Source organism: Janthinobacterium sp. GW458P (assembly GCF_002127585.1).
Classification (GTDB): Bacteria; Pseudomonadota; Gammaproteobacteria; order Burkholderiales; family Burkholderiaceae_D; genus Janthinobacterium.
Genome location: NZ_NEGZ01000008.1, coordinates 89,115 through 113,518 on the forward strand (window position 1 = coordinate 89,115; position 24,404 = coordinate 113,518).

26 protein-coding genes are annotated in these 24,404 nt (G+C 63.3%); 11 read left to right on the forward strand and 15 right to left on the reverse strand.

The window, feature by feature from the left end; all coding sequences use genetic code 11:
• Window positions 1–494: 494 nt before the first annotated feature.
• The 4 genes from CBW50_RS08015 to CBW50_RS08030 all read right to left on the reverse strand — a co-directional run bounded on the left by CBW50_RS08015 (window position 495) and on the right by CBW50_RS08030 (window position 3,308).
• Window positions 495–1,259 carry an SDR family NAD(P)-dependent oxidoreductase gene (locus CBW50_RS08015; RefSeq protein WP_086145040.1) on the reverse strand — a complete coding sequence of 255 codons (765 nt, stop codon included), beginning with the start codon at window positions 1,257–1,259 and terminating at the stop codon, window positions 495–497.
• Between the two features lie 72 nt (window positions 1,260–1,331).
• Window positions 1,332–1,853 (reverse strand): TPM domain-containing protein, encoded by a 522-nt coding sequence (locus tag CBW50_RS08020; RefSeq protein WP_086145041.1) that lies wholly within the window; start codon window positions 1,851–1,853, stop codon window positions 1,332–1,334.
• On the reverse strand, window positions 1,853–2,692 hold the full coding sequence (locus tag CBW50_RS08025; RefSeq protein ID WP_086145042.1) for a YgcG family protein: 840 nt from the start codon (window positions 2,690–2,692) through the stop codon (window positions 1,853–1,855). Before CBW50_RS08025 ends, CBW50_RS08020 begins: the two co-directional genes overlap by 1 nt.
• Before the next feature lies 1 nt (window position 2,693).
• Complete coding sequence (locus CBW50_RS08030; RefSeq protein ID WP_226936070.1) at window positions 2,694–3,308, reverse strand: LemA family protein; 615 nt, start codon at window positions 3,306–3,308, stop codon at window positions 2,694–2,696.
• A gap of 155 nt (window positions 3,309–3,463) precedes the next feature.
• Between CBW50_RS08030 and pyrF the strand changes: the two genes are divergently transcribed.
• Window positions 3,464–4,288 (forward strand): orotidine-5'-phosphate decarboxylase, encoded by an 825-nt coding sequence (gene pyrF / locus CBW50_RS08035; RefSeq protein WP_086145043.1) that lies wholly within the window; start codon window positions 3,464–3,466, stop codon window positions 4,286–4,288.
• 43 nt (window positions 4,289–4,331) lie between these two features.
• On the opposite strand, the gene sbcB is transcribed toward pyrF, so the two are convergent.
• Complete coding sequence (gene sbcB, locus CBW50_RS08040; protein ID WP_086145044.1) at window positions 4,332–5,780, reverse strand: exodeoxyribonuclease I; 1,449 nt, start codon at window positions 5,778–5,780, stop codon at window positions 4,332–4,334.
• Between the two features lie 148 nt (window positions 5,781–5,928).
• Between sbcB and CBW50_RS08045 the strand changes: the two genes are divergently transcribed.
• Window positions 5,929–6,558, forward strand: a complete 630-nt coding sequence (locus CBW50_RS08045) for a DUF5610 domain-containing protein (protein WP_253251912.1) — start codon at window positions 5,929–5,931, stop codon at window positions 6,556–6,558.
• Between the two features lie 36 nt (window positions 6,559–6,594).
• Here CBW50_RS08045 and CBW50_RS08050 read toward each other — a convergent pair whose 3' ends face one another.
• The 5 genes from CBW50_RS08050 to CBW50_RS08070 form a co-directional block, all read right to left on the reverse strand.
• The gene (locus CBW50_RS08050; RefSeq protein ID WP_086145084.1) at window positions 6,595–7,560 is read right to left on the reverse strand and encodes a GGDEF domain-containing protein; all 966 of its coding nucleotides are present in this window, start codon (window positions 7,558–7,560) and stop codon (window positions 6,595–6,597) included.
• A gap of 271 nt (window positions 7,561–7,831) precedes the next feature.
• On the reverse strand, window positions 7,832–8,209 hold the full coding sequence (locus CBW50_RS08055; RefSeq protein ID WP_086145045.1) for an HPF/RaiA family ribosome-associated protein: 378 nt from the start codon (window positions 8,207–8,209) through the stop codon (window positions 7,832–7,834).
• 202 nt (window positions 8,210–8,411) lie between these two features.
• Entirely contained in the window at window positions 8,412–9,077 is a 666-nt protein-coding gene (locus tag CBW50_RS08060; protein ID WP_086145046.1) for a DUF1345 domain-containing protein, read from the reverse strand.
• Between the two features lie 38 nt (window positions 9,078–9,115).
• Complete coding sequence (locus CBW50_RS08065; protein WP_086145047.1) at window positions 9,116–10,387, reverse strand: MFS transporter; 1,272 nt, start codon at window positions 10,385–10,387, stop codon at window positions 9,116–9,118.
• A gap of 86 nt (window positions 10,388–10,473) precedes the next feature.
• On the reverse strand, window positions 10,474–11,499 hold the full coding sequence (locus CBW50_RS08070) for a CDP-6-deoxy-delta-3,4-glucoseen reductase (RefSeq protein ID WP_086145048.1): 1,026 nt from the start codon (window positions 11,497–11,499) through the stop codon (window positions 10,474–10,476).
• Between the two features lie 12 nt (window positions 11,500–11,511).
• On the opposite strand from CBW50_RS08070, the gene CBW50_RS08075 reads away from it, so the two are divergent.
• The 4 genes from CBW50_RS08075 to CBW50_RS08090 all read left to right on the forward strand — a co-directional run bounded on the left by CBW50_RS08075 (window position 11,512) and on the right by CBW50_RS08090 (window position 13,730).
• Complete coding sequence (locus CBW50_RS08075) at window positions 11,512–12,429, forward strand: SDR family oxidoreductase (RefSeq protein ID WP_086145049.1); 918 nt, start codon at window positions 11,512–11,514, stop codon at window positions 12,427–12,429.
• Between the two features lie 84 nt (window positions 12,430–12,513).
• The gene (locus tag CBW50_RS08080) at window positions 12,514–12,774 is read left to right on the forward strand and encodes a hypothetical protein (protein ID WP_086145050.1); all 261 of its coding nucleotides are present in this window, start codon (window positions 12,514–12,516) and stop codon (window positions 12,772–12,774) included.
• A gap of 213 nt (window positions 12,775–12,987) precedes the next feature.
• Window positions 12,988–13,248 carry a hypothetical protein gene (locus CBW50_RS08085; RefSeq protein ID WP_172404704.1) on the forward strand — a complete coding sequence of 87 codons (261 nt, stop codon included), beginning with the start codon at window positions 12,988–12,990 and terminating at the stop codon, window positions 13,246–13,248.
• A gap of 242 nt (window positions 13,249–13,490) precedes the next feature.
• Window positions 13,491–13,730, forward strand: coding sequence for a hypothetical protein (locus tag CBW50_RS08090; protein WP_029496207.1), 240 nt, complete (start codon window positions 13,491–13,493; stop codon window positions 13,728–13,730).
• A gap of 88 nt (window positions 13,731–13,818) precedes the next feature.
• Here the strand turns inward: CBW50_RS08090 and CBW50_RS08095 are convergent, their stop codons facing one another.
• From CBW50_RS08095 to CBW50_RS08105, 3 genes are all read right to left on the reverse strand, one after another.
• Entirely contained in the window at window positions 13,819–14,535 is a 717-nt protein-coding gene (locus CBW50_RS08095; protein WP_086145052.1) for a hypothetical protein, read from the reverse strand.
• A 196-nt stretch (window positions 14,536–14,731) separates the two neighbouring features.
• Window positions 14,732–16,573, reverse strand: a complete 1,842-nt coding sequence (locus CBW50_RS08100) for a CHASE domain-containing protein (protein WP_226936072.1) — start codon at window positions 16,571–16,573, stop codon at window positions 14,732–14,734.
• 215 nt (window positions 16,574–16,788) lie between these two features.
• Window positions 16,789–18,555 carry a glutamine--tRNA ligase/YqeY domain fusion protein gene (locus tag CBW50_RS08105; RefSeq protein WP_086145053.1) on the reverse strand — a complete coding sequence of 589 codons (1,767 nt, stop codon included), beginning with the start codon at window positions 18,553–18,555 and terminating at the stop codon, window positions 16,789–16,791.
• Between the two features lie 162 nt (window positions 18,556–18,717).
• On the opposite strand from CBW50_RS08105, the gene CBW50_RS08110 reads away from it, so the two are divergent.
• From CBW50_RS08110 to CBW50_RS08125, 4 genes are all read left to right on the forward strand, one after another.
• The gene (locus CBW50_RS08110; RefSeq protein WP_010395442.1) at window positions 18,718–19,011 is read left to right on the forward strand and encodes a DnaJ domain-containing protein; all 294 of its coding nucleotides are present in this window, start codon (window positions 18,718–18,720) and stop codon (window positions 19,009–19,011) included.
• Window positions 19,012–19,117: 106 nt separating this feature from the next.
• Window positions 19,118–19,630: a hypothetical protein gene (locus CBW50_RS08115; RefSeq protein ID WP_086145054.1), complete on the forward strand. Its 513-nt coding sequence runs from the start codon at window positions 19,118–19,120 to the stop codon at window positions 19,628–19,630.
• Window positions 19,620–20,411: a hypothetical protein gene (locus CBW50_RS08120; RefSeq protein WP_086145055.1), complete on the forward strand. Its 792-nt coding sequence runs from the start codon at window positions 19,620–19,622 to the stop codon at window positions 20,409–20,411. Before CBW50_RS08115 ends, CBW50_RS08120 begins: the two co-directional genes overlap by 11 nt.
• 19 nt (window positions 20,412–20,430) lie before the next feature.
• Window positions 20,431–21,303 (forward strand): hypothetical protein, encoded by an 873-nt coding sequence (locus CBW50_RS08125; protein WP_086145056.1) that lies wholly within the window; start codon window positions 20,431–20,433, stop codon window positions 21,301–21,303.
• A 30-nt stretch (window positions 21,304–21,333) separates the two neighbouring features.
• Here CBW50_RS08125 and CBW50_RS08130 read toward each other — a convergent pair whose 3' ends face one another.
• Window positions 21,334–22,236 carry a LysR family transcriptional regulator gene (locus tag CBW50_RS08130; RefSeq protein WP_086145057.1) on the reverse strand — a complete coding sequence of 301 codons (903 nt, stop codon included), beginning with the start codon at window positions 22,234–22,236 and terminating at the stop codon, window positions 21,334–21,336.
• Between the two features lie 103 nt (window positions 22,237–22,339).
• Between CBW50_RS08130 and CBW50_RS08135 the strand changes: the two genes are divergently transcribed.
• Window positions 22,340–23,614 carry an MFS transporter gene (locus CBW50_RS08135; protein WP_172404711.1) on the forward strand — a complete coding sequence of 425 codons (1,275 nt, stop codon included), beginning with the start codon at window positions 22,340–22,342 and terminating at the stop codon, window positions 23,612–23,614.
• Window positions 23,615–23,620: 6 nt separating this feature from the next.
• On the opposite strand, the gene CBW50_RS08140 is transcribed toward CBW50_RS08135, so the two are convergent.
• Window positions 23,621–24,259, reverse strand: coding sequence for a hypothetical protein (locus CBW50_RS08140; RefSeq protein ID WP_086145058.1), 639 nt, complete (start codon window positions 24,257–24,259; stop codon window positions 23,621–23,623).
• Window positions 24,260–24,404: the final 145 nt, after the last annotated feature.

Here is a 24,404-nt window from a genome sequence, read left to right on the forward strand (position 1 = left end):
CCATGCTTTTACGCAAGGCAGAATACGGCGGGCAAAAAAAGGCCCGCGGGGGCGCGGGCCAAAAACCCAAATGAAAAGGGTCAAGAGTTGAGAAGTGCTCGGTACTTACCATGTCGCCCGCCTTGCCGGCGCGCGCCACGGTCATGAAAGGGGAGTGGTGTGCCATTGCGGCACACCTGTCTGTAGTCAGGCATATCGGTTGCCTGTACAGCAGATGAAGCAAGTATAGGGGCCGAAAATGACGGGGCTATGACACGCCGCAACATTTTTGAGGAAACCCGCATATTGATGGAAAAAATCGGGCCGCATGGCAAGAATGACCATGTTTCAGTGGCGACAGCAAAAAAAAAGCCCGCTGGTGAAAGCGGGCTTAAAACTATTTTCTTGGAGGAGAATAGTGGAGACAGGTGCATTATGCTGCGTCGCACGATATGTGTCTAATGGTATTTTCAGATATCCATTATTGATTTTTGATATAACTTAAATTCCCCCGGCTAATCCTGCACGGCCACCGTGTAGTTGAGCGCCATGCGCCCGCCATCGACATAGATGGTCTGGCCCGTCATGTAGCTGGCGTCGTCGCTGGCCAGGAAGGCGGCGATGCCGGCTACTTCTTCCGGCTCGCCGCAGCGGCCCAGCGGCGTGCGCGACAAAATCGTGTGGCGCGCCTGCGGGCTCGACAGTACCGCCTGCCTGGCCAGTTCCGTCAGGATGGTGCCCGGGCCGATGCCGTTCACGCGCACGCCGTGCGAGGCCAGGTTCAGGGCCATGACCTTGGTCAGCTGGTTGATGGCGCCTTTCGACACCACGTACGGCACCTGGTTCGGAATGGCCAGCTCCGCATTCACGCTGGACATATTGATGATGCAGCCGCTGTTGCGCTTGACCATCTCGCGCGCCACGGCCTGGCCGCACAGGAACATCGATTTCAGGTTGATGCGCATGACCCGGTCGAAATCGTCTTCGCAGACGTCGAGGAAATCGGCCGCATGCGTGACGCCCGCATTGTTGACGAGGATATCGATGTGGCCGAACCGGGCCAGGGTTTCCTTCAGCATGGCGTCCACGTCCGCCTTCTGGCTGACGTCGGCGCAAAAGAAGTGCGCCTGCGGGCCGAGGGCGGCGGCCGCCTGCGCGCCTTCTTCCTTGATGTCGACCAGCATCACCTGTGCGCCCTCGGCGATCAGGCGGCTGGCGCAGGCCAGGCCGATGCCTTGCGTGGCGCCCGTGACGATGGCGGTTTTATTGACCAGTTTCATGTGTTCTCCTCGGCGGGGTGGGGGCGCCGCCATGCTGCGGAGCCATGGCGGATTTTAATCCCTGTCCGGGATTCAGAGGAGGATGGGTTCGTTCGGCAACTGGTTGCCGCGCGTGCCATCGGCAGGGAAGTGGCTTTGCAGCAAGGTGTTCAGCTGCTGCAACGCTTCCAGGGTGCTGTCGTGGTAATTGCCATCCTTGAACCCTTTGGTCATGGTGCGGCATACGGCTTGCCATTGCTCCGGCGTCACGCGCCGGCCCACGTTGCGGTCGGCCACGATGTCGACCTGGTGTTCGGCCAGGTTGATATAGATCAGTATGCCGACGTTGTCTTCCGTATCCCACACGCCATACCGGGCGAACAGTTCGCGCGCCCGTTCGCGGTTGCTCACGCCGTGGTAAGCCATGCCCGGCGTCAGCGCCGCTTCGACGATCAGGCGCACTTCCGCCTGGTGCATCGCTTCGCCGTCGGCAATCGCCGTCTCGATGGCTTTCAGGGTGCGTTCCGGAAACGCATGGCGCGCCGTCGCCGGCGTGCCGCGCAAATGTTTTATGGCGCGTCCGCAGCGCTGTCCGAATGTCAGTTGTTTCGTCATTACCAATCTCCCGAGGCGCCGCCGCCGTCAAAACCGCCGCCGCCGCCACCGAAGCCGCCACCGCCGCCTCCGCCGCCGAAGCCGCCACAGCCACCGCCGAAGCCGCCACCGCCGCCCCGGTTGTTCAGCGCCTGGTTCAGGATGCTGCCCAGCACCACGCCCGTGGCGCCGCTGGACCAGTTGCTGCCGCGCTGCAGCCGGTTCGGCCCGCCGCGCGAGCGGAACAGGGTCAGCACGACGAGAAAGCCGAAGAACAGCAGCGGCAGCCAGAAGGTCAGGCCGCCCGCGTCCACCGTGGCCGGCGCCTGTTTCTGCGCCGGGGCGGGGAACTGTTCCTCGTTGAGCAGGGTGGCAATGGCGCCCACGCCGGCCACCAGGCCGCCGTAATAGTCGTTCTGCTTGAAGTGGGGGGCGATGACGTCCTGCAGGATGCGTTTCGATTGCGCATCCGTCAGCACGCCCTGCACGCCGCGGCCCGCCTCGATGCGCAGGCGGCGCAAGGACGAGGGATTGTCCTTCGCCACCATCAGCAGCACGCCGTCATCGACGCCCTTGCGGCCCAGCTTCCACGCATCCGTCACGCGGATGCTGTACTGCTCGATGGCTTCCGGCTCCGTAGTCTTGACCAGCAGCACGGCGATCTGGCTGCCCGTCCTCGCTTCGTAGTCGGCCAGCACGCCTTCCAGCGCCGCTTTCTGCCTGGCGTCGAGCATGCCGGCGTTGTCCATCACGCGCGCGGCCAGCGGCGGCACGGGCTGCAAGCCCTGCGCGCCGGCCGGCGCCATCGTCCACAGCAGCAGCGCCGTCGCCAGCGCCGCCAGATAAGACCAGGCTTTCATCTTATTTGCCGAAGTTGACGGTCGGCGCGGTCGAGATGGACTTTTCATTTTCCACCGTGAACGATGGCTTGACCTTGTAGCCGAAGACCATGGCCGTCAGGTTGTTCGGGAAGCTGCGCGCATGCACGTTGTAATCCTGCACGGCGGCGATGTAGCGCTGGCGCGCCACGGTGATGCGGTTTTCCGTGCCTTCCAGCTGCGACTGCAGGTCGCGGAAGCTGGTATCGGCCTTCAGGTCCGGGTATTTCTCGGACACCACCATCAGGCGCGACAGGGCCGACGACAGCTGCCCTTGCACCTGCTGGAATTTCTCGAAGGCGGCCGGGTCGTTCAGCACTTCCGGCGTGATCTGGAAGCTGGTGGCGGCGGCGCGCGCCTTGGTCACCGCTTCCAGCGTTTCGCGCTCGTGCGTGGCATAGCCCTTGACGGTGTTGACCAGGTTGGGGATCAGGTCGGCGCGGCGCTGGTACTGGTTGACCACTTCGCCCCAGGCCGCCTTGGTGGCTTCGTCCTTGCTCTGGAAGTCGTTGTAGCCGCAGCCCGTCAGGATGCCGGCCAGGACGGTAACGCTCAGCGCCAGGCGCAGCCATTTGGTGAATTGTTTGGTGATTTGCATGATGGGTTCCGTGCAGAGTAAAGGAGGTGGGGCAAATATACCTGAAACGGCCCGCCATGTCGGTTTAATAAGCGCCGGCCGCCGCCACCGGCTGACTTGACAGGTCCGCGCCGCGTTACAATACGGGGTTTGCAACTGAATATAGAGGGTGTGCCGTGAATTTCATCAATAAATTATCCGCCGCGTGGACGGCCAATAATTCCCTGCTGTGCGTGGGCCTGGACCCCGACCTGGCGAAACTGCCGGCCGAACTGCGCGACTTGCCCGATGGAATCACCACCTTTTGCACGCGCATCATCGACGCCACGGCCGACCTGGCCTGCGCCTTCAAGCCGCAGATCGCGTATTTCGCCGCGCTGGGCGCGGAACGGCAGCTGGAAGACATCTGCCGCTACGTGCGCGAAAACTACCCGCACATCCCCCTGATCCTCGACGCGAAGCGGGGCGATATCGGCGCCACGGCCACGCAATACGCGCGCGAGGCGTTCGAGCGCTACGGCGCCGACGCCGTCACGGTGAACCCCTACATGGGCGAGGATTCGCTCGACCCCTACCTGGCGTGGACGGACCGCGGCGTGATCATCCTGTGCCGCACCTCGAACCCGGGCGGCTCGGACCTGCAATTTCTCGACACGGACGGCGTGCCCCTGTACCAGCGCGTGGCGCGCCTGGTGGCCGAGAAATGGAACAAGAACGGCCAGTGCGCGCTCGTCGTCGGCGCCACTTTCCCTGAAGAACTGGCGCAAGTGCGCGCCATCGTGGGCGACATGCCGCTGCTGGTGCCCGGCATCGGTGCCCAGGGCGGAGATATTGCCGCCACCGTCGGCGCTGGCCAGACGGCGAACGGCACGGGCATGATGATCAGCTCCTCGCGCGCCATCATCTACGCCACGCCGCAGGACGGCGAAGACTGGGCCGACGCGGCCCGCCGCGTGGCCATTGACACGCGCGATGCGATTAATCAACATCGCGCTGTTTAAGTCTCATCCATGCAAAATGCCGGGCTAGCCCGGCATTTTGCATTTAGTCGCGCTGCGGGGCGACGATTTCCGCATAGTCGTACAGCTCTCCCAGAATTTCCTCTCCCCGCTCATCGACCGATTCCGACAGCACGTCGATTTCCGTAAACAGCATTTCGATGGTGCGGGCGCCGCCGTCGCCGTCGAATAATCGGGCGGCGCGGTGCTGTTCCCAGCGCAGGCTTTCCGCCTCGCTCAGGGTTTGCGGGAAATTGCGGGCGCGGTAGCGGAACAGCAATTCCTGCAGGCGCTCGTCGGCGAACGAGGGGCGGGCCGTGGCCAGCCTGGCCGGCGTGTCGCGGCGCAGCGATTCGAGCAGGCGGCGGTCGTCGTTGCTGACGAAACCATTGTACAAATCCTCATCCACGTCCAGGGCCGCATTGGCGCCCGGACGCTGGAAGACTGCGGCCCAGATGGCGTCCATGTTCGGCGCCGCGGCCGCCAGCTGCGCGTTGGCGCGCGCCGCCTCCACATCGATGCCCCATTGCGCGGCCATGGCCGGCGACAGGGTCTTTAAATTGCCGACCAGCATGGGCGACTTGTTCAAATGCACGCTTTTCACGGGCAGGCGCGTCATGCCTTCCGGCATGGCGTCATTGCGCGTGAACAAACGCGTGCGGATGGTGTCGGCGTCCAGCGTGAACAGTTCACGCGGGTCGTAGGCGCAATCCCAGACGAGGATTTCGTTTTTATTGCCCGGGTGCGTGGCCAGCGGCCAGACGACGCCCAGGCAGCCCCGTTCGGCCGGGAACATGCCCGACACGTGCAGGAAGGGCTGGCGCTCGCCGGCGGCCAGGTGCATGCCCATTTCGCTGGCGACCCGGTCCTTCTTGTGCAGGGCCAGGCAGAATTCGAACAGTTTCGGCTGCTTTTCGCGGATCAGGCGGGCCAGGGCGATGGTGGCGCGCACGTCGGACAAGGCATCATGCGCCGCTTCGTGGACGAGGCCATTGGCCTTGCTCAAGTGTTCCAGTTTGAAACTGGTCTGGCCGTCGTCGCGCTTGGGCCAATGTATGCCTTCCGGGCGCAGCGCGTGCGTCATGCGCACCACGTCGAGGAGGTCCCAGCGGCCGCAATGGTTTTTCCATTCGCGCGCATACGGATCGATCAGGTTGCGCCAGAACAGGAAACGCGTGACTTCATCGTCGAAACGGATGGTGTTGTAGCCCACGCCGATGGTGCCCGGCTCCGAAAAGGCCGCTTCGATGGTGGCGGCGAACTGGTGCTCGGGCACGCCCAGCTGCAGACACTGCTGCGGCGTGATGCCCGTGATCAGGCACGATTGCGGGTCGGGCAGGAAATCATTGGCAGGCTGACAATACAACATGATCGGTTCGCCGATCTCGTTGAGTTCGGCATCCGTGCGGATGGCGGCGAACTGGGCCGGGCGGTCGCGGCGCGGCTGGGCGCCAAAGGTTTCGTAGTCGTGCCAAAGGAAAGTCTGGTTAGTCATTGATGGTCGTTGCTTAATTGTTTATCCGGGCCGCTAAAAACAAGCCGCCGCTTCAGTTTTCTGAAAACCTGCCGATACTACACGAGAGGATGGTCATCATCGCGTTTCCCGCATGGTGGCATATATTGCCCGTTCAAGGAGACCTATCGTGTCAATTCCCATCGCCGCCAGCGGCAATTCCACCCCTTCCGTGACTTCCGTCAGTGCCGGCGTTGCCGGCAAGGACGATAAAGTCCAGCAAAAAGACGGCGTCAACGCTGAAATGAGCGTGAATGACCGCAGCAAGCTGCAATTGAACGCTTCCATCATGCAGGCGTCGCTGAATGTGTCCATCGGTTCGGAAAACGAGCCGCTGGCGCTGCTGTACAAGACGGCCATCACCAACATCAATGAAGCGCTGAAGGGCCAGTACGGCGAGGACGCCATCCAGAACGCGGCCTCGCAGGACAACAGCGCCGAAGCGACGGCGAGCCGCATCGTCTCGCTGTCGACGGGATTCTTTGACGCCTACAAGAAGCAGAATCCCGGCATGGACGACGATACGGCGCTGACCAAGTTCATGGACACCATCAGCGGCGGCATGGAAAAAGGCTTCAAGGAAGCGCGCGACATCCTGGGCGGCTTGAAAGTGCTGAACGGCGATATCGCCGGCAATATCGACAAGACGTATGCGCTGGTGCAGAAGGGTTATGCGGATTTCGTTGCCGCGCACAGCAGCAAGAAGGATGACGCCGCCAAGCCGGATGGCGCCAAGCCGGCCGACAGCAAGGCTGCCTGACCATCATTATTTGAAGCGCCGGAGCGCCTGAGAATCTCAGGTGCTTACGCGGTTGCGCCCGCCGGCCTTGGCCCGGTACAGCGCCGCATCGGCCGTGGCGATCAGCGCCTCGTCGTCCTGCGCCGCCGCCAGGCTGGCCACGCCGAAGGAACCCGTGATGTGCGGCAGCGGGCTGCGCATGTCGTTGAAGATGACGGCTTGCTGCATGCGCGCGCACAGGCGCTCGGCCACGCGCAGGGCCACGTTTTCATTGGTGTCTGGCAAGATTACCATCAATTCCTCGCCGCCGTAACGCACGGCAAAATCCGTGGGACGCAGGGCCGCGCCCAGCACTTGCGCCGCGATGCGCAGGGCCTGGTCGCCCGCCTGGTGGCCGTGCGTATCGTTGAAGCGCTTGAAGTGGTCGAGGTCGATCATCACCAGCGACAGCGGCGCGCTGCTGCCGTGGGCCGTGACGATCATATTCGGCAGCAAGTCGGTCAGCCAGGCGCGGTTGTACAGGCCCGTCAGGCTGTCGACCATCGACAGCTGGCGGTAGAATTCGCCCAGTTTCTGCCGGCGGCGCAGCAGGGCGTTGGCGGCGCGTATGCGGAAAGACAACAAGCGCAGCAGGTTGCGCGCCAGGCCGTTCGACTGCTCGATCAATTCCCAGACGGTGGCCGCGTCGATCACCAGCAGATCTGTTTCTTCCAGGGCGGAAATGGCGGCCAGATTGCTCGCTTCATCGAGCACCGACTGTTCGCCCACGCTTTCGCCGGGCAAGACCTTGCTGACGGTGCCGTCGTCCATGCCGGTATGGGTGTCGGCGGCCACGGCCAGCGAGCCGCGCAGGACGATGTACAGCCTGGCGCCGTGCGTGTCGCTGATGGCCTCGCCCGCTTCCAGGCGCATGACGGGACAGGGCGCCAGGATGGCGGCCGTCTGGCCGTCCGCCCCATCGCGAAATAGCTGTAAATCGCCGATGTTGCAGCCTGAAGCACCGAAGTTGCCGATCTGTTCCACAATCACACTTTCAAAAAGCCGGCGCGCGCGAGCAGAGGGCCGGTATCTTCATGATAGCTTAAAGCAGCCTTGGCCGTAACGGCAAAGGCTTGCTTGATGTCACTTACTGTGGGAAATACGACAATTATTTCATTGTCGCCTCAATGCGCAGGAACACTTGCTGTTCTGCCATGGATGTTGTCGCGCAGGGAAGGTGAATATCCTGGCCCGGATGTGCAAAGGCAGCCTTGAACGGCTGCCTCAGTCTCTGGAAATCCTGCGGGTGGAGGAATTACTCGGCGGTTTCTTCCGCTTCGGCCGCATCGATCACGGCATTCTTGCCGGTGGCGTGGCGCTTGCTGTCTTGCAGGCGGCCCAGGGCGCTATCGATGGCGCGTTTCAGTTTGTCGGTGGCGCCGGCAATCGACTGGTGCACGGTGGCGTTTTGTTCCGTGACGGCGATTGGTTGATAGCCGGCAACGCGTGCTTCCATGACGCAGCGGATATCGTCGGCGCCGCCTTTCGGGCCGTTCGTATCGCTGATGTGGACTTCGATGCGGGTCAGGTTGTCGCGGAAGCGGCTCAGTGCGGCTTCCAGTACGGATTGCACATGTTCGTTCAGTCCAGCGGTGTTGGCGATGGTGCTGTCGGTATGAATATTGATTTGCATATGCTTACTCCTGTCAATTCAAAAAAAACCCATCTCAGGCGTGCTGCGGCCTGGTTGCTGCCTCATGCACATGACCTCTGTGCATGGAACTTATCTTACTCCTGTTTCCAGTATTTCAAGAGGGGGCGCACGATTAAGATGAGCTTAACCCTACACGCAGGTCAAGTTTCCACTAAGAAATTATTTGCCGTCGGCCCGCCTGTCAGCCATTGATCAGGCCGGCGGCGATATTGATCGACAGGCCCAGCACGACCAGGTTGAAGAAAAAGCTCAGCACGGATTGTCCCAGCACGATTTGCCGCATCGGCCGCGTCTGCACGGACACGTCCGACGTCTGCACGGCCACCGCGATGGTGAACGAGAAATACAGGAAATCCCAGTAATCGGGGTTTTGCTCGTCGTCGGGAAACTTCAGCGGGCGCTGGCCGGCGCCGGCCTGGTAATACAGGTGGGCATAGTGAAAGCAGAACAGGGTGCCGACGAGGAACCAGGAGCCGACCAGGGTGAGGATCGTCAAGCCGTAATGCAGCGCGCGCTCGTCCGGCGCCATGTCCTTCATGGCCGACAGTTGCGAGACGATGGCCACCAGGCTCATCACTGACGCCACGGACAGGGCCGACAGCACCGTGGCGGCCCGTTCATCCTGGCGCGCCGCCATCAGCCTGACCCGGTGGTGGTTGGCGCGCATCATCATCCAGGCCATGGTGGCCAGGTAAAACCAGACGGCGACGTTCCACGCCGTCAGCAAGCGCGTCATCTGTTGCCAGGACGAGGGCAGCAGCAGGCCGGCCGCCACGCCGATGGCCGTGGCCAGGCTCAGGTGGGGGCGGCTGCGGATGAAGCTGTGAAACGGAAGCGTGATTTTCATGGTGCGGCTTGGTCAGTGGCAATAGCGCATCTTAGTCCTTATGGGCCAGCCGCGGTGGCCGTCCGGGAGGCCGTTTCCTTCTCGTGATGGGGAAAGCGGTCCATGCGCGACAGCACGGGGAACAGCACGGCCCAGATGCCCGTCACGGCCAGGGTGGCGGCGCCGCCGAAGAGCACGGCGCGCACGAGGCCGAACCAGCCGGCCGTCAAGCCCGATTCGAACTCGCCCAGCTCGTTCGAGGCGCCGATGAAGACGGCATTGACGGCGCTGACCCGGCCGCGAATCTCGTCCGGTGTCTCGAACTGCACCAGCAGGTGGCGGATGTAGACGCTGACCATGTCGCCGGCGCCCATCAGGAACAGGGCCGCCAGCGCCAGCGCGAAATGGCTGGTGCTGCCCAGCACCAGGGTGCCCAGGCCGAAGACGGCCACGCCGCCGAACATCCAGGCGCCGACCCGGCGCGTGATGGGGAAGAAGGCCAGCGCGATCGAACACAGGGCCGCGCCGGCGCCCGGCGCCGTGCGCAGCAGGCCCAGGCCGCCGGGGCCGATATGCAGCACGTCGTGCGCCAGCGCCGGCAGCAGGGCCGTGGCGCCGCCGAACAGCACGGCAAACAGGTCGAGCGAAATGGCGCCCAGCACGATGGGTTTGGACCAGACGAAGCGCAAGCCTTCGAGCAGGGCATGCCAGCTGACGGGTTCGCGTTTCACCACTTGCGGCGCGGGCGTGGTGGCGCGCATCAGCAGCACGGACAGCACCAGCAGCGCCGACGAGATCAGATACACCGCCTTGGGGCCGAAGTAATACAGCAGGCCGCCCAGGGTAGGTCCCAGGATGATGGCCACATGCGAGCTTGACGAGCTGAGCGCGAGGGCGCGGCTGAAGTGCTGCGTGGGCACCATGTTGACCAGCACGGCTTGCGTGGCCGGCATCATGAAGGCGCGCGCGCTGCCGAACAGCACCAGCACGGCAAACACGGGCCAGACGATGGAAAGATTACTTAATGTAAATGCCAGCAAGGCCAGCGCGCAGGCCAGCTGCGCCGTCAGGCACCAGGCGATGATGTTGCGGCGGTTGTAGCGGTCGGCCACATGGCCGGCGGGCAGGATCAGCACGAGGAAGGGGGCGAACTGGGCCAGGCCGATCAGGCCCAGGTCGAACAGGCTGCCCGTGATCTGGTACACCTGCCAGCCGATGGCCACGCTTTGCATCTGCACGGCCACGGTGCCCAGCACGCGGGCGGACAGGTAACAGGCGAAGTTGCGGTGACGGAGAATGCTGAAGCCGTTGCCGGCGGAGGCGAGAGACATGACATTTCCAGGGGACAGCGGGGTGGCAGGGAGGCGAACGCAGCGGATGCCGCGCCAGCAGCGCCCCGCTGTCTGGAAGGAGATGCTTACCTGGCCAGGTCGGCTTCGGTGGTGAAGGCGTCGGCGTAGAACTCGTCTTCCGGCAAGCCGCATTGCTGCACGAAGTCGTGCCTGGCCGAATCGACCATCACGGGCGCGCCGCAGGCATACACCTGGTGGCCGGACAGGTCGGGCAGGTCGGCCATGACGGCCTGGTGCACGAAGCCCGTGCGGCCGCTCCACGCGTCTTGCGGCAGGGCGTCCGAGACGACGGGCACATAGGTGAACTGGGGCAAGTCGGCGGCCCACTGGCGGCACAGGGCATCCATGTACAGGTCGTGCGGGCGGCGGCCGCCCCAGTACAGGGTGATCGGGCGCGCCGACTGTTCGGCTATCATGTGCTCGACGATGGCCTTGAGCGGGGCAAAGCCCGTGCCCGAGGCCAGCAGCACGACGGGTTTGTCGCTGTCCTCGCGCAGGAAGAAGGTGCCCATCGGGCCTTCGAAGCGCAGGATGTCGCGCTCCTTCAGCGTGCCAAATACCTGGTCGGTGAACAGGCCGCCCGGGATGTGGCGGATGTGCAGCGTCACGGGGCCGCCATCGGCGGGCGCGCTGGCCATGCTGTAGCTGCGGCGTTTGTTGTCGCGCAGCATGAATTCGATATACTGTCCGGCGCGGTAGTTCAGGCGCTCGCTGGCGGGCAGCTGCAGGGTCAGCACGACGACATCGGGGGCGACTTTTTCGATCGTGGTCACGCGCGACGGCATTTTCTTGATCGGGTAGTCGCTGCTGCCGGCCACTTCGCGCGCCTCGATGACGAGGTCGCCGCTTGCTGTGGCGCAGCAGAACAGGGAAAAGCCCGCCGCTTCCTCTTCCGGCGTCAGCGCGCGCTGCTGGTGCGCCTTGTGCTGGACGGTGCCGGAAACAACCTTGCCCTTGCAGGAGCCGCAGGCGCCATTTTTGCAGCCATAGGGCAAGCCCACGCCGGCGCGGATCGCCGCAGCCAGCACGGTTTCGTCCGCTTCGCAGCTGAATTGGTGGCCGCTGGGCTGAACAGTAACTTGAAAAGTCATACAATCCTTGAGATGAAAAATATGTTAATGCAATCTTTGCGCAAGCCGGTGGGCCTGCCGCGCCTGCTGATCCTCGGCTGCGGCGATGTCGGCATGCGGCTGCTGCCCCTGCTGCGCGCGCGTTTTCGCGTCTTTGCCGTCACCAGCCAGCCCGCCCGCTGCGCGCAACTGCGCGCGGCCGGCGCCGTGCCCATCGTGGCCAACCTCGACGACCGCGCCAGCCTGCGGCGGCTGGCCGGACTGGCGCCGTACGTGGTGCACCTGGCGCCGCCCCAGTCGTCTGGCTTGCTGGACCGGCGCACGCGCAATCTGGCCGCCATTTTACCCGAGCACGCGCGCCTGGTGTATGTGAGCACCAGCGGCGTGTATGGCGATTGCGGCGGCGCCACGGTGGCGGAAACGCGGCCCGTGGCGCCGGCCAATGCGCGGGCGAAGCGGCGCGTGGATGCCGAACAGGTCTTGCGGGGCTGGAATGCGCGCCGCCAGGGACGCCTGGCCATCCTGCGCGTGCCCGGCATTTATGCGGACGACAGGCTGCCGCTGAAGCGCTTGCGCGAGGGCACGCCGGCGCTGGCGGCCAGCGACGATGTGTACACCAATCACATCCATGCGGACGACCTGGCGCGCATCATCGAGCGGGCCCTGTGGCGGGCCCGGCCGGGCCGCGTGTACCACGCCAGCGACGACAGCGAACTGAAAATGGCCGAGTATTTCGATGCCGTGGCCGACACCTTCAAGCTGCCCAGGCCGCCACGCCTGCCGCGCGCGCAGCTGCAGACGGTGGTCACGCCGATGCTGCTGTCGTTCATGTCCGAGTCGCGCCGCATGGACAATGCGCGCATCCGGCGCGAGCTGGGCGTGCGCCTGCGCTACCCGCGCGTGGCCGATGCCTTGCAGGCGATGGCAGCCGGCGGGGCCGGCATCGGGTAAAATGGCCGGTTATCTCCGCACTTTTCAGGGGCCGGCGCGCCGCGCGCCGTTCCTGCCGCACGCCATTCATTTAAGGAAGCCAGCATGACCACCCTCACTTACGAAGAATACCTGGACGAGGTCACCACCGTCCTGACGGAACTGTATGACCTCGACGACGACGCCGCCATCAAGCTGGTCGTGGCGGCGCAGGACGCCGAGTTCTTCGTGCCGCACGACGCGCACGAAGCCATGCGCACGGCGGAGAACGCCAAGAAAGACGCGGTGACCCTGTTCGAGCGCAAGCAGAACCGCCAGCAGACGCAGGAAAAGCAGCAGCAGCGCGTGCGCCAGCAAAAGAAATAATGAAATAAGCTGAAGATGCTGCGCCGCCCCGTCTGGACGCCGCGGGCGGGCCTGGGCGCAAGCCGTTGCCATTGATATAGCGCAAACGCGCCATGGCGGGCTGGCGATATGGTGAGCAATGTCGTCACGCATGTCGCCGATTTATGGCGGGCTGGGCAGTAGTGGAGTTCGCGCGACGATGTGTCCCGTCCGCAGGAGCGTGCTATGCATGTCATGAGCCATCCCAGCAAGGAGCAGGTGCGCGCCTACATGCGGCGCCGCGAACATGCGCTGCAGCCGCCGCCGCCGCCCCACGAAATCCGCCGCCAGCTGGCCTGGTGCCGCGTCAGGGCCGGCGTGGACGCCGGCATGCATGCCACAGCGGCCGGCCTGGCCGCGCAAGGCTGGCACTTGTCAGCCGATATGGCCCGCCTGGGCACCTTGATGACCATTGCCTGGCTCATGCATAGCGGCGTTTCTCATTGTAATAATTGATGACTTGCAGCAAATTTTTTCATTTTGGGTTATCCTCTAGCACATTCCAAGTGCGTCAAATCTCTTCAATTATCACAATTTTGCTTCAAGTTACGCAAAAATCAACAATAGCGTGTATTATATTGTTTGCGGCATTAAAACCGCATAAGTGATGGCGCTTTTTAGTGTGTTTACCCTGAATTATTGCAGAAGAGACATTCGGTTTCTTTTGGCACTAATACAACAAGTACGGATTTTCGACCATGTCTCTCAAACAAATTACCTCTTTGCCTACCTACAACCCGAATCGCGTCCTCGATGCGATCATCGACAAGCTGCAGCTGAAAAACGATGCAGCCCTGTCGCGCGCACTGGAAGTGGCGCCGCCTGTCATCAGCAAGATTCGTCACAACACCTTGCCGATCGGCGCCACGATCCTTATCCGCATGCATGAAATCAGCGATTTCAGCATTCGTGAACTGCGCGAGTTGATGGCTGCCTAAGAGCGCCCGACAGACGGCAAACTGAGAGGTGCCGTCTGCGCAAGTCAGGCTTGCCGCGTGCGGCAGCCAAATCTGTCTTTCCTGTTTTCTATTGCGCGTCCGGACTCAGCGCCGGGCGATCGGTATAGAAACGTCCCATTTCCAGCCCGGTCGTGGACGACTCGACGAGCGCTGCGGCCAATGTGCCGGGGGCGCTGGAAAACGCGGTCTGCGCAGCACCGGTGGCGCGGCCCGAATACGCCGTCGCTTGCACCGCCGCACTGGAAAACGCAGCCTGTACCGCCCGTCCCGAATACGCCGTCTGCTGCACGGCCCGGCCTGAATACGCGGTCGCCTGCACCGCAGCGCTGGAAAACGCCGTTTTGACGGCCCTGCCCGAATATGCCGCCTGTACGGCGCGTCCCGAATACGCCGTTTCTGCGCGGATATAATCCTCGCCGAATGTCTGCTCGTACAATTGTTTCATGCGCTCGCCCACGCGGTGGTGCGCCGCTTCGTCGTCTTCGCCGCGCAGGCCGATGTAGGGGAAGTGGTGGAGGAAGTAGCCGAACACCTGTTCGCAATCGGCCGCATATTTCAGGGTGTCGAGGATATGGTAGTGCCAGAAGGTGTCGACATCCATCAGCGGCGCCGTTTCTTCCTGCGGAAACTGCTTCATGAGGATGAGGAAGCGCCGGTACTCGAACTCCACCGCATTCGCCTTTTCCAGGCTCCATCCTTCACCTGATTCCCGGTGCATCAGCTTGACCTTGATCGCGTCCAAATTCAAATCCGCTATAGCCTTGAAACTGTCGTTCGTATCCATGAGTATCCTTGTATGTAAAGAGCAGAGTGGGGAAAAACGGCGGGAAAGAGGAAGATGCTGGCTGGTGGCGTGGACTCCTGGCAGGTGGATGGGCGCCTGGGCAGCGAGCGGCAGGCAGTAAGAGTTGTTCTACATCAATATTGCACTTAATCACAAAATACGCAAGCCCAGTCCGCTTCCGGGCCGGAGGCCCCGCTCAGGTGCTGGCCTCGTCCTGGTAGGGAAAGCGGGTGGCGTCGGCGCCCAGCGGCACGCTGACGTGCACGCTCATGCCGGCGCCGGGGCTGCTGACGATGTAGAAAGTGCCACCCAGCAATTTGATGCGCTCCTCGATGCCGACCAGGCCGAACGAGCCCAGCTTGTTGCGCCCGTCGAAGGCCGCGCCCACGCCGTTGTCGCTCACGCTCATCGAGACGGTGTCGCTGCATTTTTCCAGCTTCACCTGGACGCGGCTGGCATTGGCATGCTGGGAAATATTGCTCAGTGATTCCTGCAGGATGCGGAACAGGGCCGTCGCGCACTGGTCGCTCAGGCAGATATCGTCGTGACTTTCGCTGACCTCGCAGGCGATGCCCGTGCGCTGGCGGAACTGCGCCACCTGCCATTCGACGGCCGCATTCACGCCCAGGTCGAGCACGGTGGGGCGCAAGTCGTTGATGATCTGGCGCACGCTCTTGATGGTGGCGTCGATCTGCTCCAGGGTGGAGCGGGCGCGGGCGTTCAGGCGCGGGTGGCGGCGCTGCGTGCGCGAGGCCAGCATGTCGGCGTCGATGCGCAGCACCAGCAGGTTTTGCCCCAGGTCGTCGTGGATTTCGCGGGCGATGCGCTTGCGCTCCTCTTCCTTGATCTGGTCGGCGTGGGCCGCCAGGCGGCGCAGTTTCTGGTGCGACAGCTGCAGGCGGATCTGGCTGGCCCGCAATTCCTCCGTCATGCCGTTCGCCATCTGGATGGCGCGCCGGCGCGACGACGCCAGCGTGTGGAACAGGATGTACAGCAGCATGGAGCTGGCGAAGCCCGCCAGCAGGGCCAGCCATGGTAAAAAGGCATCGAAGCGGCTATACAGGTCGCTCTTGCGCACGCTGAACAGCGCTTGCCATACGCGGCCATTGTATTCAATCAACATTGTGCTGCTCAGGTACTTGCCCGAGTTGCCCGGCTGCCACCACGGCGCGTGCAGGCCCGCCGCCGTGCTGTCGAAGATGGGGCGCATGTCATGCGGCAGGTCCAGCGCTTGCGTGACTTGCGGGCCGATGTCGAACAGGGTCAGGCGGACATTGCGTACCGGCATGTCGGCCAGCGCGCTGCGCACCATCGTCACCAGGTCGTAACCGATGCCGACGGAGCCGATGTGGGCCGCGCGCCGCTGCGCCACGGTGTCGGTCGGCATGCCGAGCCGGTAGACGGGCATGCGCATGGCCATGCCCGTCAGCTGGGGCCGGCCATCCATGGGCACGGGCAAGCCGGAATTGCTGATGCGCCCGGAATCGCGCGACAGCGCCAGCGCCTCGGCGATCAGGGGCCGCGCGGCGATGTCGTGGCCATACCGGTCCGCGGCGCTGGCGATGGGCTCGATGTACACCAGCACGGAGTAGTGCTCGCGGGGCGGCGAGGGGTGGATGGCAAAGGCGGGATAGCCGTCGCGCCCGGGCGGATAGTCGCGCCGCATGGCCGCTTCGAAGGCGGGGCGCTGGGCTTCATCCAGTTCCTGGCTGTAATTGAGATTCATCACGCCCGGATAGTTTTGCTGCAAGCCCATGTTCGCCACGTAGCGGTGGAATTGCTCGCGGCTCACATGTTCGTTGGCGCGGAACAGGCTGGCCGCGCCGCGCAGCAAATTGGCGTAGGACTTCACGCGCGATTCGATGTTTTGCCGGGTATTGCGCGCCAGATTGTTGAACATATCGCTGGCATCGCTTTCGATCGACAGCGAGGCGGCCATGTAGAACAGCAAGCCGACCATCAGGGAGAGCGCGAAGCCGAGCAGCCACAGCGGCTTTTTTTCCAGCGATAACTGTTGTTCACCAGCAGTAGAGGACATCGCCATCCGTATCAGGAAGAGGAATCGGGTGCCGCCTCGGTGGCGGTGGCTAGGCTGCGTTGTACAAGCACTATCGATATTGTAAATTGCTCAATAGCTGCCTAATATACAAAATTTTCGTGAATATAGTCAACAGGCAATATTTCTTTGAAGATGTCTGTTGCTGTGACGAAAAAAAACCGCCGCAGCGGTTTTTTTGTGAGCCACATGACGGCTTATTTTGCCGGCTGCCAGCTGTCTTTCAGCGTGACGATGCGGTTGAACACGGGTTTGCCCGGCTGGCTGTCGACCCGGTCGGCCGCGAAATAGCCGTGGCGCTCGAACTGGAAGCGCTGTTCCGGCAGGGCCAGCTCCGCGCCCGGTTCCAGCCACGCCTGCACCACTTCCTTGGCCAGCGGATTCAGGGCCAGCTTGAAGTCCTTGCCGCCCGCGTCCGGCTGCGGGTCCGTAAACAGGCGGTCGTACAGGCGTACTTCGGCGGCAATCGCCGTCGGCGCGCTGATCCAGTGCATATTGCCCTTGACCTTGTAGTTGGCGCTGCCTTCCGTGCCCGACTTGCTGTCCGGGAAGTACGTGCAATGCACGGCGCTCACTTTGCCGTCCGCATCCCTGTCAAAGCCCGTGCACTCGATCACGTAGCCGTAGCGCAGGCGCACGCGGCTGCCCGGCTTGTCGTCGATCGGCGGATACAAACGGAAATAGCCCTTGTTCGGCACTTCCATGAAGTCGTCTTCCTCGATCCACAGCTCGCGCGAGATGGGGAAGGTGCGCAAGCCCCGTTCCGGGAAATGCGGATGCACGGGCGCCGTGCACTCGACGCTCTCGTTTTCGGGGAAATTGTCGATAATCAACTTCAACGGACGCAGCACGGCCACCGTGCGCGGCGCCTTCGGGTCCAGGTCTTCGCGCAAACAGCCTTCGAGCACGCTGTAGTCGATCCAGCCGTCCGATTTCGTCACGCCCGTGCGTTCGCACATCAATTGAATGGCTTCCGGCGTGTAGCCACGGCGGCGCATGCCCACCAGGGTCGGCATGCGCGGGTCGTCCCAGCCGTCGACGATCTGTTCTTCCACCAGCTGGCGCAGCTTGCGCTTGCTGGTGACGATGTAGGTCAGGTTCAGGCGCGAGAATTCGAACTGGTGCGGCACGGGCTGCTGGAAGAAGCCGCCGGCCGACAGGGTTTCCAGCAGCCAGTCGTAGAACGGGCGGTGGTCCTGGAATTCCAGCGTGCAGATCGAATGCGTGATGTTTTCCAGCGCGTCCGAGATCGGGTGCGTGTAGTCGTACATCGGATAGATGCACCAGGCGTCGCCCGTGCGGTGGTGGTGCGCGTGGCGGATGCGGTAGATGGCCGGGTCGCGCAAGTTCATGTTCGGCGAACTCATGGCATCTTCGCTGATCTTCGCGCGCAGGATGTGTTCGCCATCCTTGAACTGGCCCGCCTTCATGGCGCGGAACAGGGCCAGCGATTCGTCGCGCGGACGGTCGCGGAACGGCGAATTCTTGCCGGCCTGGCCGAAATTGCCCCGGTTGGCGGCCATGTCTTCGGCGCTCTGGCTGTCCACGTAGGCAAAGCCGGCCGTGATCAGGTATTCGGCCATCGCGTACAGCTGGTCGAAATAGTCGCTCGCGTAGTGCAGGTGGCTCTGGCCATCGGCATGCTGCGGTTCCCAGTCAAAGCCCAGCCATTTCACGCTGTCCATGATGGTATCGACGTATTCCTGCTCTTCCTTGGCCGGGTTGGTGTCGTCGAAGCGCAGGTTGCACTGGCCGGCGTAGTCGCGCGCCAGGCCGAAGTTGACGCAGATCGACTTGGCGTGGCCCACGTGCAGGTAGCCGTTCGGCTCCGGCGGGAAACGCGTGATCACCTGGGGCATGCCGGGACGCACGTGGGTGCCGGCAGCCAGGTCGGCTTCGATGATGTTACGCAAGAAATTGGGCGCCAGCGCTGGCGCGGCGGTATTCGGTTTATCGTTGCTCATTGATCAATGCGGAAGAGTGACAGTAAAAAGCATTTTACCGTACCGCAAGCGCTTTATAAGCACGTATTTGCCCCCATATCCCAGCATGCAAGCGACGCCGGCGCCGTTCTATAGGATAATTCGCCTTTAATTAGCAAACAAAACGTGACCCCGGAGCCATTTATGGAAAATTTGTATAACGTCCTCGGTGTCGCGCCCAATGCCAGCGACGATGAAATCAAGAAGGTTTACCGTTCGCTGGCCATGCGCTTCCACCCCGACCGCAACCAGGCCCCCGGCGCCGAGGCGCGCTTCAAGAGCGTGACCAAGGCGTATGAAATCCTGGCCGACCCGGCCAAGCGCGCCGAATACGACCAGAGCGTGAACCACCGCATCATCATCGATCCGGAAGCGGAAGCCTATGCCCTGTGGTGCGGCGTGTTCCGCCTTCACGGCACGGTACTGCCGGCCGACTAAGCACGCTGATGGCCGTTCGGTACAGCCCGGATGATTTAAAAAACAACAAACAATGGTGCTTTTGCTTTTAAGTAAAAGTACCGCGCATCACATTGGAAAGCACAGCATGAGAAGAGTACACCCTGAATTCGCGTACCAGTCGCGCGAGCTGGAAGGCCAGATCGACGGCATCCTCGGCGACCCGCCGAACCGCAAGAACTACAAAAGCATGGTCGACGCGCTGGTGAGCGAGTACGCCAGCGGCGGCGGCATCGAAGACGTGAACATGCTGGCCTTCGCGCTGGTCGACCACATCACTTTCAGCGACCCGAAGGGTTTGCTGGCCGAAAGCGAAGACTACGAGTTCGGCGACCCGTCCCGCGTGTTTTCCATGGCGACGTGCGCCGCGCCGGAAGCGGCGAAGATGTACGCCGCCATCGAAGAGAGCTTCCCCGACCTGGCGCGCCAGGCCATCATCACGGCCTTCCTGCACAAGAATCCGCGCCTGTGGGACGACGACGACCAGTCGCTCGACCAGCTGGCCGCCAATGACGACGGCGACGACGAGCACGACGAAGACGAAGCCACCGACGATTTCGCCCAGATGTTTGACCAGGATGGAGACGACCATGGCCGATAACAAGGATGAACAAAAAAGCAACCTGCCCGCGCTGACGAAGCAGGTCACGGAACTGGTGCTGTCCGGTTCGCTGGGCCATGCCGAGCAGGCGTTTGCCGACGCGGCCGACCAGTACGGCGATCTTGCCGTAGTGGAAGTACTGAGCGCCATCCCGCCGCAGGTGACGGCCCTGCACCTGGCCGGCTTCGACGGCGGCAAGATGTCGCTGGCCACCCTGCTGGTGCCGCCGAAGGCGTGGGCCGACAGCCTGGCCTTCATCGCCGCCACCTGGAGCGACGACCAGATCGAGGATGATCCGGAACGCATCGCCGAAGCGCTGTTCGCGCACATCCACGGCGTGGTGTTTTCCACCGACGACGCCGAGCGCCGCCGCGAGCTGCTGCTCGAAGCGTCCGCCACCGACTGGGGCGCCACGGCGTTCGCCATCCTGTTCTCGATGGCGCCGAAGGAAATCCTCGAAGTGGCGGGCGAGATCGTCATCAAGGGACCGTACGTGACGGGCGTGACCTCGTCCGACAACGACGTCGTGCCGCTGGCCATCGAGCTGGCGCAAGCCAATGAAGACGGCTGGGACCGCTCGCTGTTCGAGCTGTTCCCCGACTTCCGCCACAGCGCCGACCTGGCCGACGCCGAATACTCGGACGATCCGGACGAAGAGCCGACCATGTTGCAGCGCAGTACCAAGGAATTGCTGTACCGCCTGCGCAAGCAAGTGCCGAGCACGCGCAGCGCGCCGCGTTCCAGCACGCGCCGCAGCCTGGGCACGGGCATTTTCTCGTGATGAAAGCAGGGATCGACTAATGCTGCCAGCAATTGTTGTAGAGAATCTTCCGCGCCTCGTGCGCGCCATCAAGCTGTTGCCGGGCGACCCGCGCGAGGACGCGGCGCTGAACCTGGCCGACGAATTGACGGGCATCACGGCCATGGTGGCCGAGAAGTTCACGAATGAACGCACGGCCGACGGCATCCAGAAAGCGCTGTACCTGACGGTGGGCGGCGTGTCCTTGGGCCTGGAACAGGCCGTCACGCATGAAGGCGACCAGGCCGCGCTCGATTTCCTCGTCGAGCACGGCGCCGAGCACGCGTTCCAGGTGGGTTTCCGCCTGATCAAGGAATTGTCGCAGCTGCCCGAGGACGCCCTCGTGGGCGAATACGACCAGGACCCCGTGTATTTGCAGCGCCGCTTGCGCGAACTGTTCATCGATATTTGCCAGGCCGACCCGAACCAGAACTGGGCCGGCTATGAAAAGTATGCGCTGCAATTGCAACAGCGCAAGGAAGTACAAGCCGTCGTGCGCCTGGCCGGCTGGCTGCGCCGCCACCACGATAACGGCCCCGTCAGCGACAGCGACCTGAATGCCGAGGGCGTCATCGCCCTGGCCATCATCTTCGCCATCGAGGGGGGAGGGCGCATCGTCGCGCGCACGGGGCAGAAGGAGTTTGAACGCTTCGTGCGTTCCGTGCGCAAGAACAAGCCCGACTTCGAGGAAGGCTGGGCCGCCCTGGTGGCCAAGGTGCCCGTGCAGCATCATCCGGTGCTGCTCGACCGCATCGATGCCTACCGCCGCAGCTGCACCGTCGTGCATAAAATCCTCACGCGGGCCAGCATGAAGAGCCTGTTCGAGGACCTGGAGAATTACGCCGGTTCCGAGCTGGACGCGGACTACTCATAAGGCAGCGTACGTAGGCTGGCGCCTGCCGGCCTACGCTCCCCCTTCCATGGCCGCTTCTTCGGCCAGTTTCACGAACGCCGCCACCAGCGGCGACGTCTCTTCTTCCCGTTGTGCAAGTAACAAGCTGGTCGTTGCCTGCGGATCGGCAATGGGGCGGTAGCACACGCCATCCATGCGGATGCGGTCGAACGAGGCGGGCAGCACGGAAATGCCGCAGCCGGCCGCCACCAGGCCGATGATGGTCGACGCCTCGCCCGCTTCCTGCGTGACCTGGGGCACGAAGCCGGCCGCCTTGCACAGGCGGAAGATCTGCGGATAAATCCCCGTGCCCGCATCTTTCGGGTACATGACAAAGCCTTCGCCCGCCATGTCGGCGATGGCGATTTCCTGCTTGGCCGCCAGCGCGTGGGCGACGGGCAGCACGAGGAACAGCGGGTCCTGGCGCAATTGCGTCAGGCGGATGTCGTCCGGATACGTCGTTTCCGGCGGGCGCACGAAACCCAGGTCCATCGTCCTGCCCGAGATCGCTTCCAGCTGATGCAGGGTCGCCATCTCGTGCAGGGTCAAGGTGACGTGGGGAAACTGCTGGCGGTAGCGGTTGATGACGGTGGCGAAGTAGGGCGTAAACGGCGTGGAAAAGGTAAAGCCGATGCGCAATTCGCCCGCTTCGCCCCGCTGGGCCCGGCGCGCCGTCACTGCCGCCTGTTCCGACAGGGCCAGGATGCGCCGCGCATCGTCGAGAAACAGGCGGCCTGCCTGCGTCAGCCGCACGGAGCGCTTGTTGCGTTCGAACAACTGCGCACCGAGTTCCCCTTCCAGCGCCTGGATCTGCTGGCTCAGGGGCGGCTGGCCGATGTGCAGGCGCTCGGCCGCGCGCGTGAAGTGCAGCTCTTCGGCAACGGCGACAAAGTAGCGCAGGTGGCGCAGTTCCATATAAGTAATATTTTAAAAGTATGAGTTGGGCCTTGAATATATATTGGACGATATGAGTTGGCAATCCTAAGATGAAGACTCGCTTCCTTTCCGAAACACGGCCATGTCTGATTCATCGCTCGCTTTTGCCCCCGCCGCCCCTTCCGCCATCCCGGTTTCCGCTCCCGCTGCCCGCACGGCCATCGCCAAGGGTTCCATCGAATTCAAGCGCAGCAACCGCGCCCTGTTCTTCGGCGGCTTTTCCACCTTCAGCTTGCTGTACTGCATACAACCGCTGTTCCCGCTGCTGTCGCAGCAGTTTCATCTGACGCCGGCGCAAAGCAGCTGGTCGCTGTCCGTCTCCAGCGGCTTGCTGGCCATCTCGCTGGTGCTGCTCAGTGCCGTGTCGGACCGGGTGGGACGCAAGCCGCTGATGGTGGCGTCGATGTTTTCCGCCGCGATATTGACGATCTTGTCCGCCTTCGCCCAGGATTATGCGCAGCTGCTGGCCATCCGCGCGGCGCTGGGCATCGCTCTCGGTGGCATGCCGGCCGTGGCCATGGCTTACCTGGGCGAGGAAATCGAGGGGCCGTCGCTGGGGCTGTCGATGGGCTTGTATATTGCCGGCAGCGCGTTCGGCGGCATGTCGGGACGCTTGATCGCCTCCATGCTCAGCGATTTTCTGTCGTGGCGCTGGGCCCTGGGCGTGCTGGGCGTGGCCGGCGTGCTGGCGGCGGCGGAATTCTGGCGCAGCCTGCCCGCGTCGAAGAACTTCGTGCCCAGTACCAAGGGTTGGAACGCCTTGCCGCACGCGATAAAACAGCATTTTTCCGACCGGGGCCTGCCGTGGCTGTTCTGCCTGGCGTTTCTGCTGATGGGCTGTTTCGTCAGCCTGTATAACTACATCGGCTACCGTTTGCTGGCCGCGCCGTTCAGCTTGCGCCAGAGTACGGTCGGCTTGCTGGCCTTTCTGTATCTGATCGGCATCTTCAGCTCCGTGTGGGCGGGCCGCCTGGTGGACCGGCTGGGACGGCGGGGCGTGCTGTGGATCATGCTGGCGGTAATGCTCAGTGGCATTGTATTGACCCTGTTCGACTCGCTGCCGCTGATCGTCGCCGGCATGGCGCTGGCCACCTTCGGCTTCTTTGCCTCGCATTCGATCGCCAGCAGCTGGGTCAGCCGCCGCGCCCGCGCGCCGCAGGCGCTGGCCTCGGCCTTCTATCTGCTGTTCTATTACCTCGGTTCCAGCCTGATCGGCTCGGCCTCGGGCATGATGTGGGGCTTCGACGGCTGGACGGGCGTCATCATCATGCTGGGCCTGTGCCTGGGCGGCGGCGTGCTGATCGCCTTGCGCCTGCGCCACCTGCAGCCGCTGGGGGCGCGCGAAGTGGTGGCTTGAGCCCGGTTATTTGGGGCACATGCCTATCATCGTTTCGCCCTGCTTGCCGGCGCGCGTGGTCACGCACAAGGTGCCCAGCGCGCTGGTGATTTTATACGTGCGGCTGCCCCTGGCCTCATTCGCGCCCACTTCCTCGATTTTCGATGCCTCGTACCATTTCGGCGGCACGGCCGCGTAGGCTTCGGCAAAGCCTTGCTGCATGCGCTTGAAGGCCGTGTCGTCGGGTTTTTGTTCTCCCCGCTGCGGGAATTCCTTGCGTAAATCCTTGTCGATCTTGCCCACGTCGCGTTTGGCTTGCGCCAGGATATCGGCCGCGCTCGGCGGCGTGACGAGCGTGATCGCTTCCGGCGTTGCCGGTGCCGGCGCCGGCTCGACGGCAGGTGGGGGCAAGGGACGGCTGACGGGTGCCAGGATGGGCAAACCCGGCAGGCGTGCGGCGGCTGGTTTGGCGCTGGGCAAGGCTACGGGCCTGGGCGGCGCAGGAGCCGTGTAGCGCAGCCAGGCGATGGCCGGGCCCTGCGGCAGGTGCTCGTCCGCGACAGGGCGGGGCCGCGACTGCAGCACGACATGGGCCAGCCCCGCGTGCAGCAGGACGATCAGCAGCAGGCCGGGAGCGCGGCGGGGCAGGGTGGGCAGCGAAGTCATGGCGGACGTGGTGGTTCAGGTACGCCAATGTATCTGAGACATTTGATAATTATCTAAAATGTCACAAGCGCTTACAAAAAAAGTGCCACATGGAAATTTCGACGCCATGGCCGCCGGCGGGGAACCCTGGGCCGGCCTGGCGATC

Coding starts and splice junctions, on each gene's coding strand:
- CBW50_RS08085 (WP_172404704.1), top strand. CDS start 12,988: ATGAGCCATCCCAGCAAGGAGCAGGTGCGCGCCTACATGCGGCGCCGC.
- CBW50_RS08140 (WP_086145058.1), bottom strand. CDS start 24,259: ATGACTTCGCTGCCCACCCTGCCCCGCCGCGCTCCCGGCCTGCTGCTG.
- CBW50_RS08030 (WP_226936070.1), bottom strand. CDS start 3,308: ATGCAAATCACCAAACAATTCACCAAATGGCTGCGCCTGGCGCTGAGC.
- CBW50_RS08105 (WP_086145053.1), bottom strand. CDS start 18,555: ATGAGCAACGATAAACCGAATACCGCCGCGCCAGCGCTGGCGCCCAAT.
- CBW50_RS08110 (WP_010395442.1), top strand. CDS start 18,718: ATGGAAAATTTGTATAACGTCCTCGGTGTCGCGCCCAATGCCAGCGAC.
- CBW50_RS08065 (WP_086145047.1), bottom strand. CDS start 10,387: ATGTCTCTCGCCTCCGCCGGCAACGGCTTCAGCATTCTCCGTCACCGC.
- CBW50_RS08135 (WP_172404711.1), top strand. CDS start 22,340: ATGTCTGATTCATCGCTCGCTTTTGCCCCCGCCGCCCCTTCCGCCATC.
- CBW50_RS08055 (WP_086145045.1), bottom strand. CDS start 8,209: ATGCAAATCAATATTCATACCGACAGCACCATCGCCAACACCGCTGGA.
- CBW50_RS08080 (WP_086145050.1), top strand. CDS start 12,514: ATGACCACCCTCACTTACGAAGAATACCTGGACGAGGTCACCACCGTC.
- CBW50_RS08095 (WP_086145052.1), bottom strand. CDS start 14,535: ATGGATACGAACGACAGTTTCAAGGCTATAGCGGATTTGAATTTGGAC.
- CBW50_RS08020 (WP_086145041.1), bottom strand. CDS start 1,853: ATGACGAAACAACTGACATTCGGACAGCGCTGCGGACGCGCCATAAAA.
- CBW50_RS08070 (WP_086145048.1), bottom strand. CDS start 11,499: ATGACTTTTCAAGTTACTGTTCAGCCCAGCGGCCACCAATTCAGCTGC.
- sbcB (WP_086145044.1), bottom strand. CDS start 5,780: ATGACTAACCAGACTTTCCTTTGGCACGACTACGAAACCTTTGGCGCC.
- CBW50_RS08115 (WP_086145054.1), top strand. CDS start 19,118: ATGAGAAGAGTACACCCTGAATTCGCGTACCAGTCGCGCGAGCTGGAA.
- CBW50_RS08060 (WP_086145046.1), bottom strand. CDS start 9,077: ATGAAAATCACGCTTCCGTTTCACAGCTTCATCCGCAGCCGCCCCCAC.
- CBW50_RS08015 (WP_086145040.1), bottom strand. CDS start 1,259: ATGAAACTGGTCAATAAAACCGCCATCGTCACGGGCGCCACGCAAGGC.
- CBW50_RS08100 (WP_226936072.1), bottom strand. CDS start 16,573: ATGTCCTCTACTGCTGGTGAACAACAGTTATCGCTGGAAAAAAAGCCG.
- CBW50_RS08125 (WP_086145056.1), top strand. CDS start 20,431: ATGCTGCCAGCAATTGTTGTAGAGAATCTTCCGCGCCTCGTGCGCGCC.
- CBW50_RS08090 (WP_029496207.1), top strand. CDS start 13,491: ATGTCTCTCAAACAAATTACCTCTTTGCCTACCTACAACCCGAATCGC.
- CBW50_RS08075 (WP_086145049.1), top strand. CDS start 11,512: ATGAAAAATATGTTAATGCAATCTTTGCGCAAGCCGGTGGGCCTGCCG.
- CBW50_RS08025 (WP_086145042.1), bottom strand. CDS start 2,692: ATGAAAGCCTGGTCTTATCTGGCGGCGCTGGCGACGGCGCTGCTGCTG.
- CBW50_RS08130 (WP_086145057.1), bottom strand. CDS start 22,236: ATGGAACTGCGCCACCTGCGCTACTTTGTCGCCGTTGCCGAAGAGCTG.
- CBW50_RS08120 (WP_086145055.1), top strand. CDS start 19,620: ATGGCCGATAACAAGGATGAACAAAAAAGCAACCTGCCCGCGCTGACG.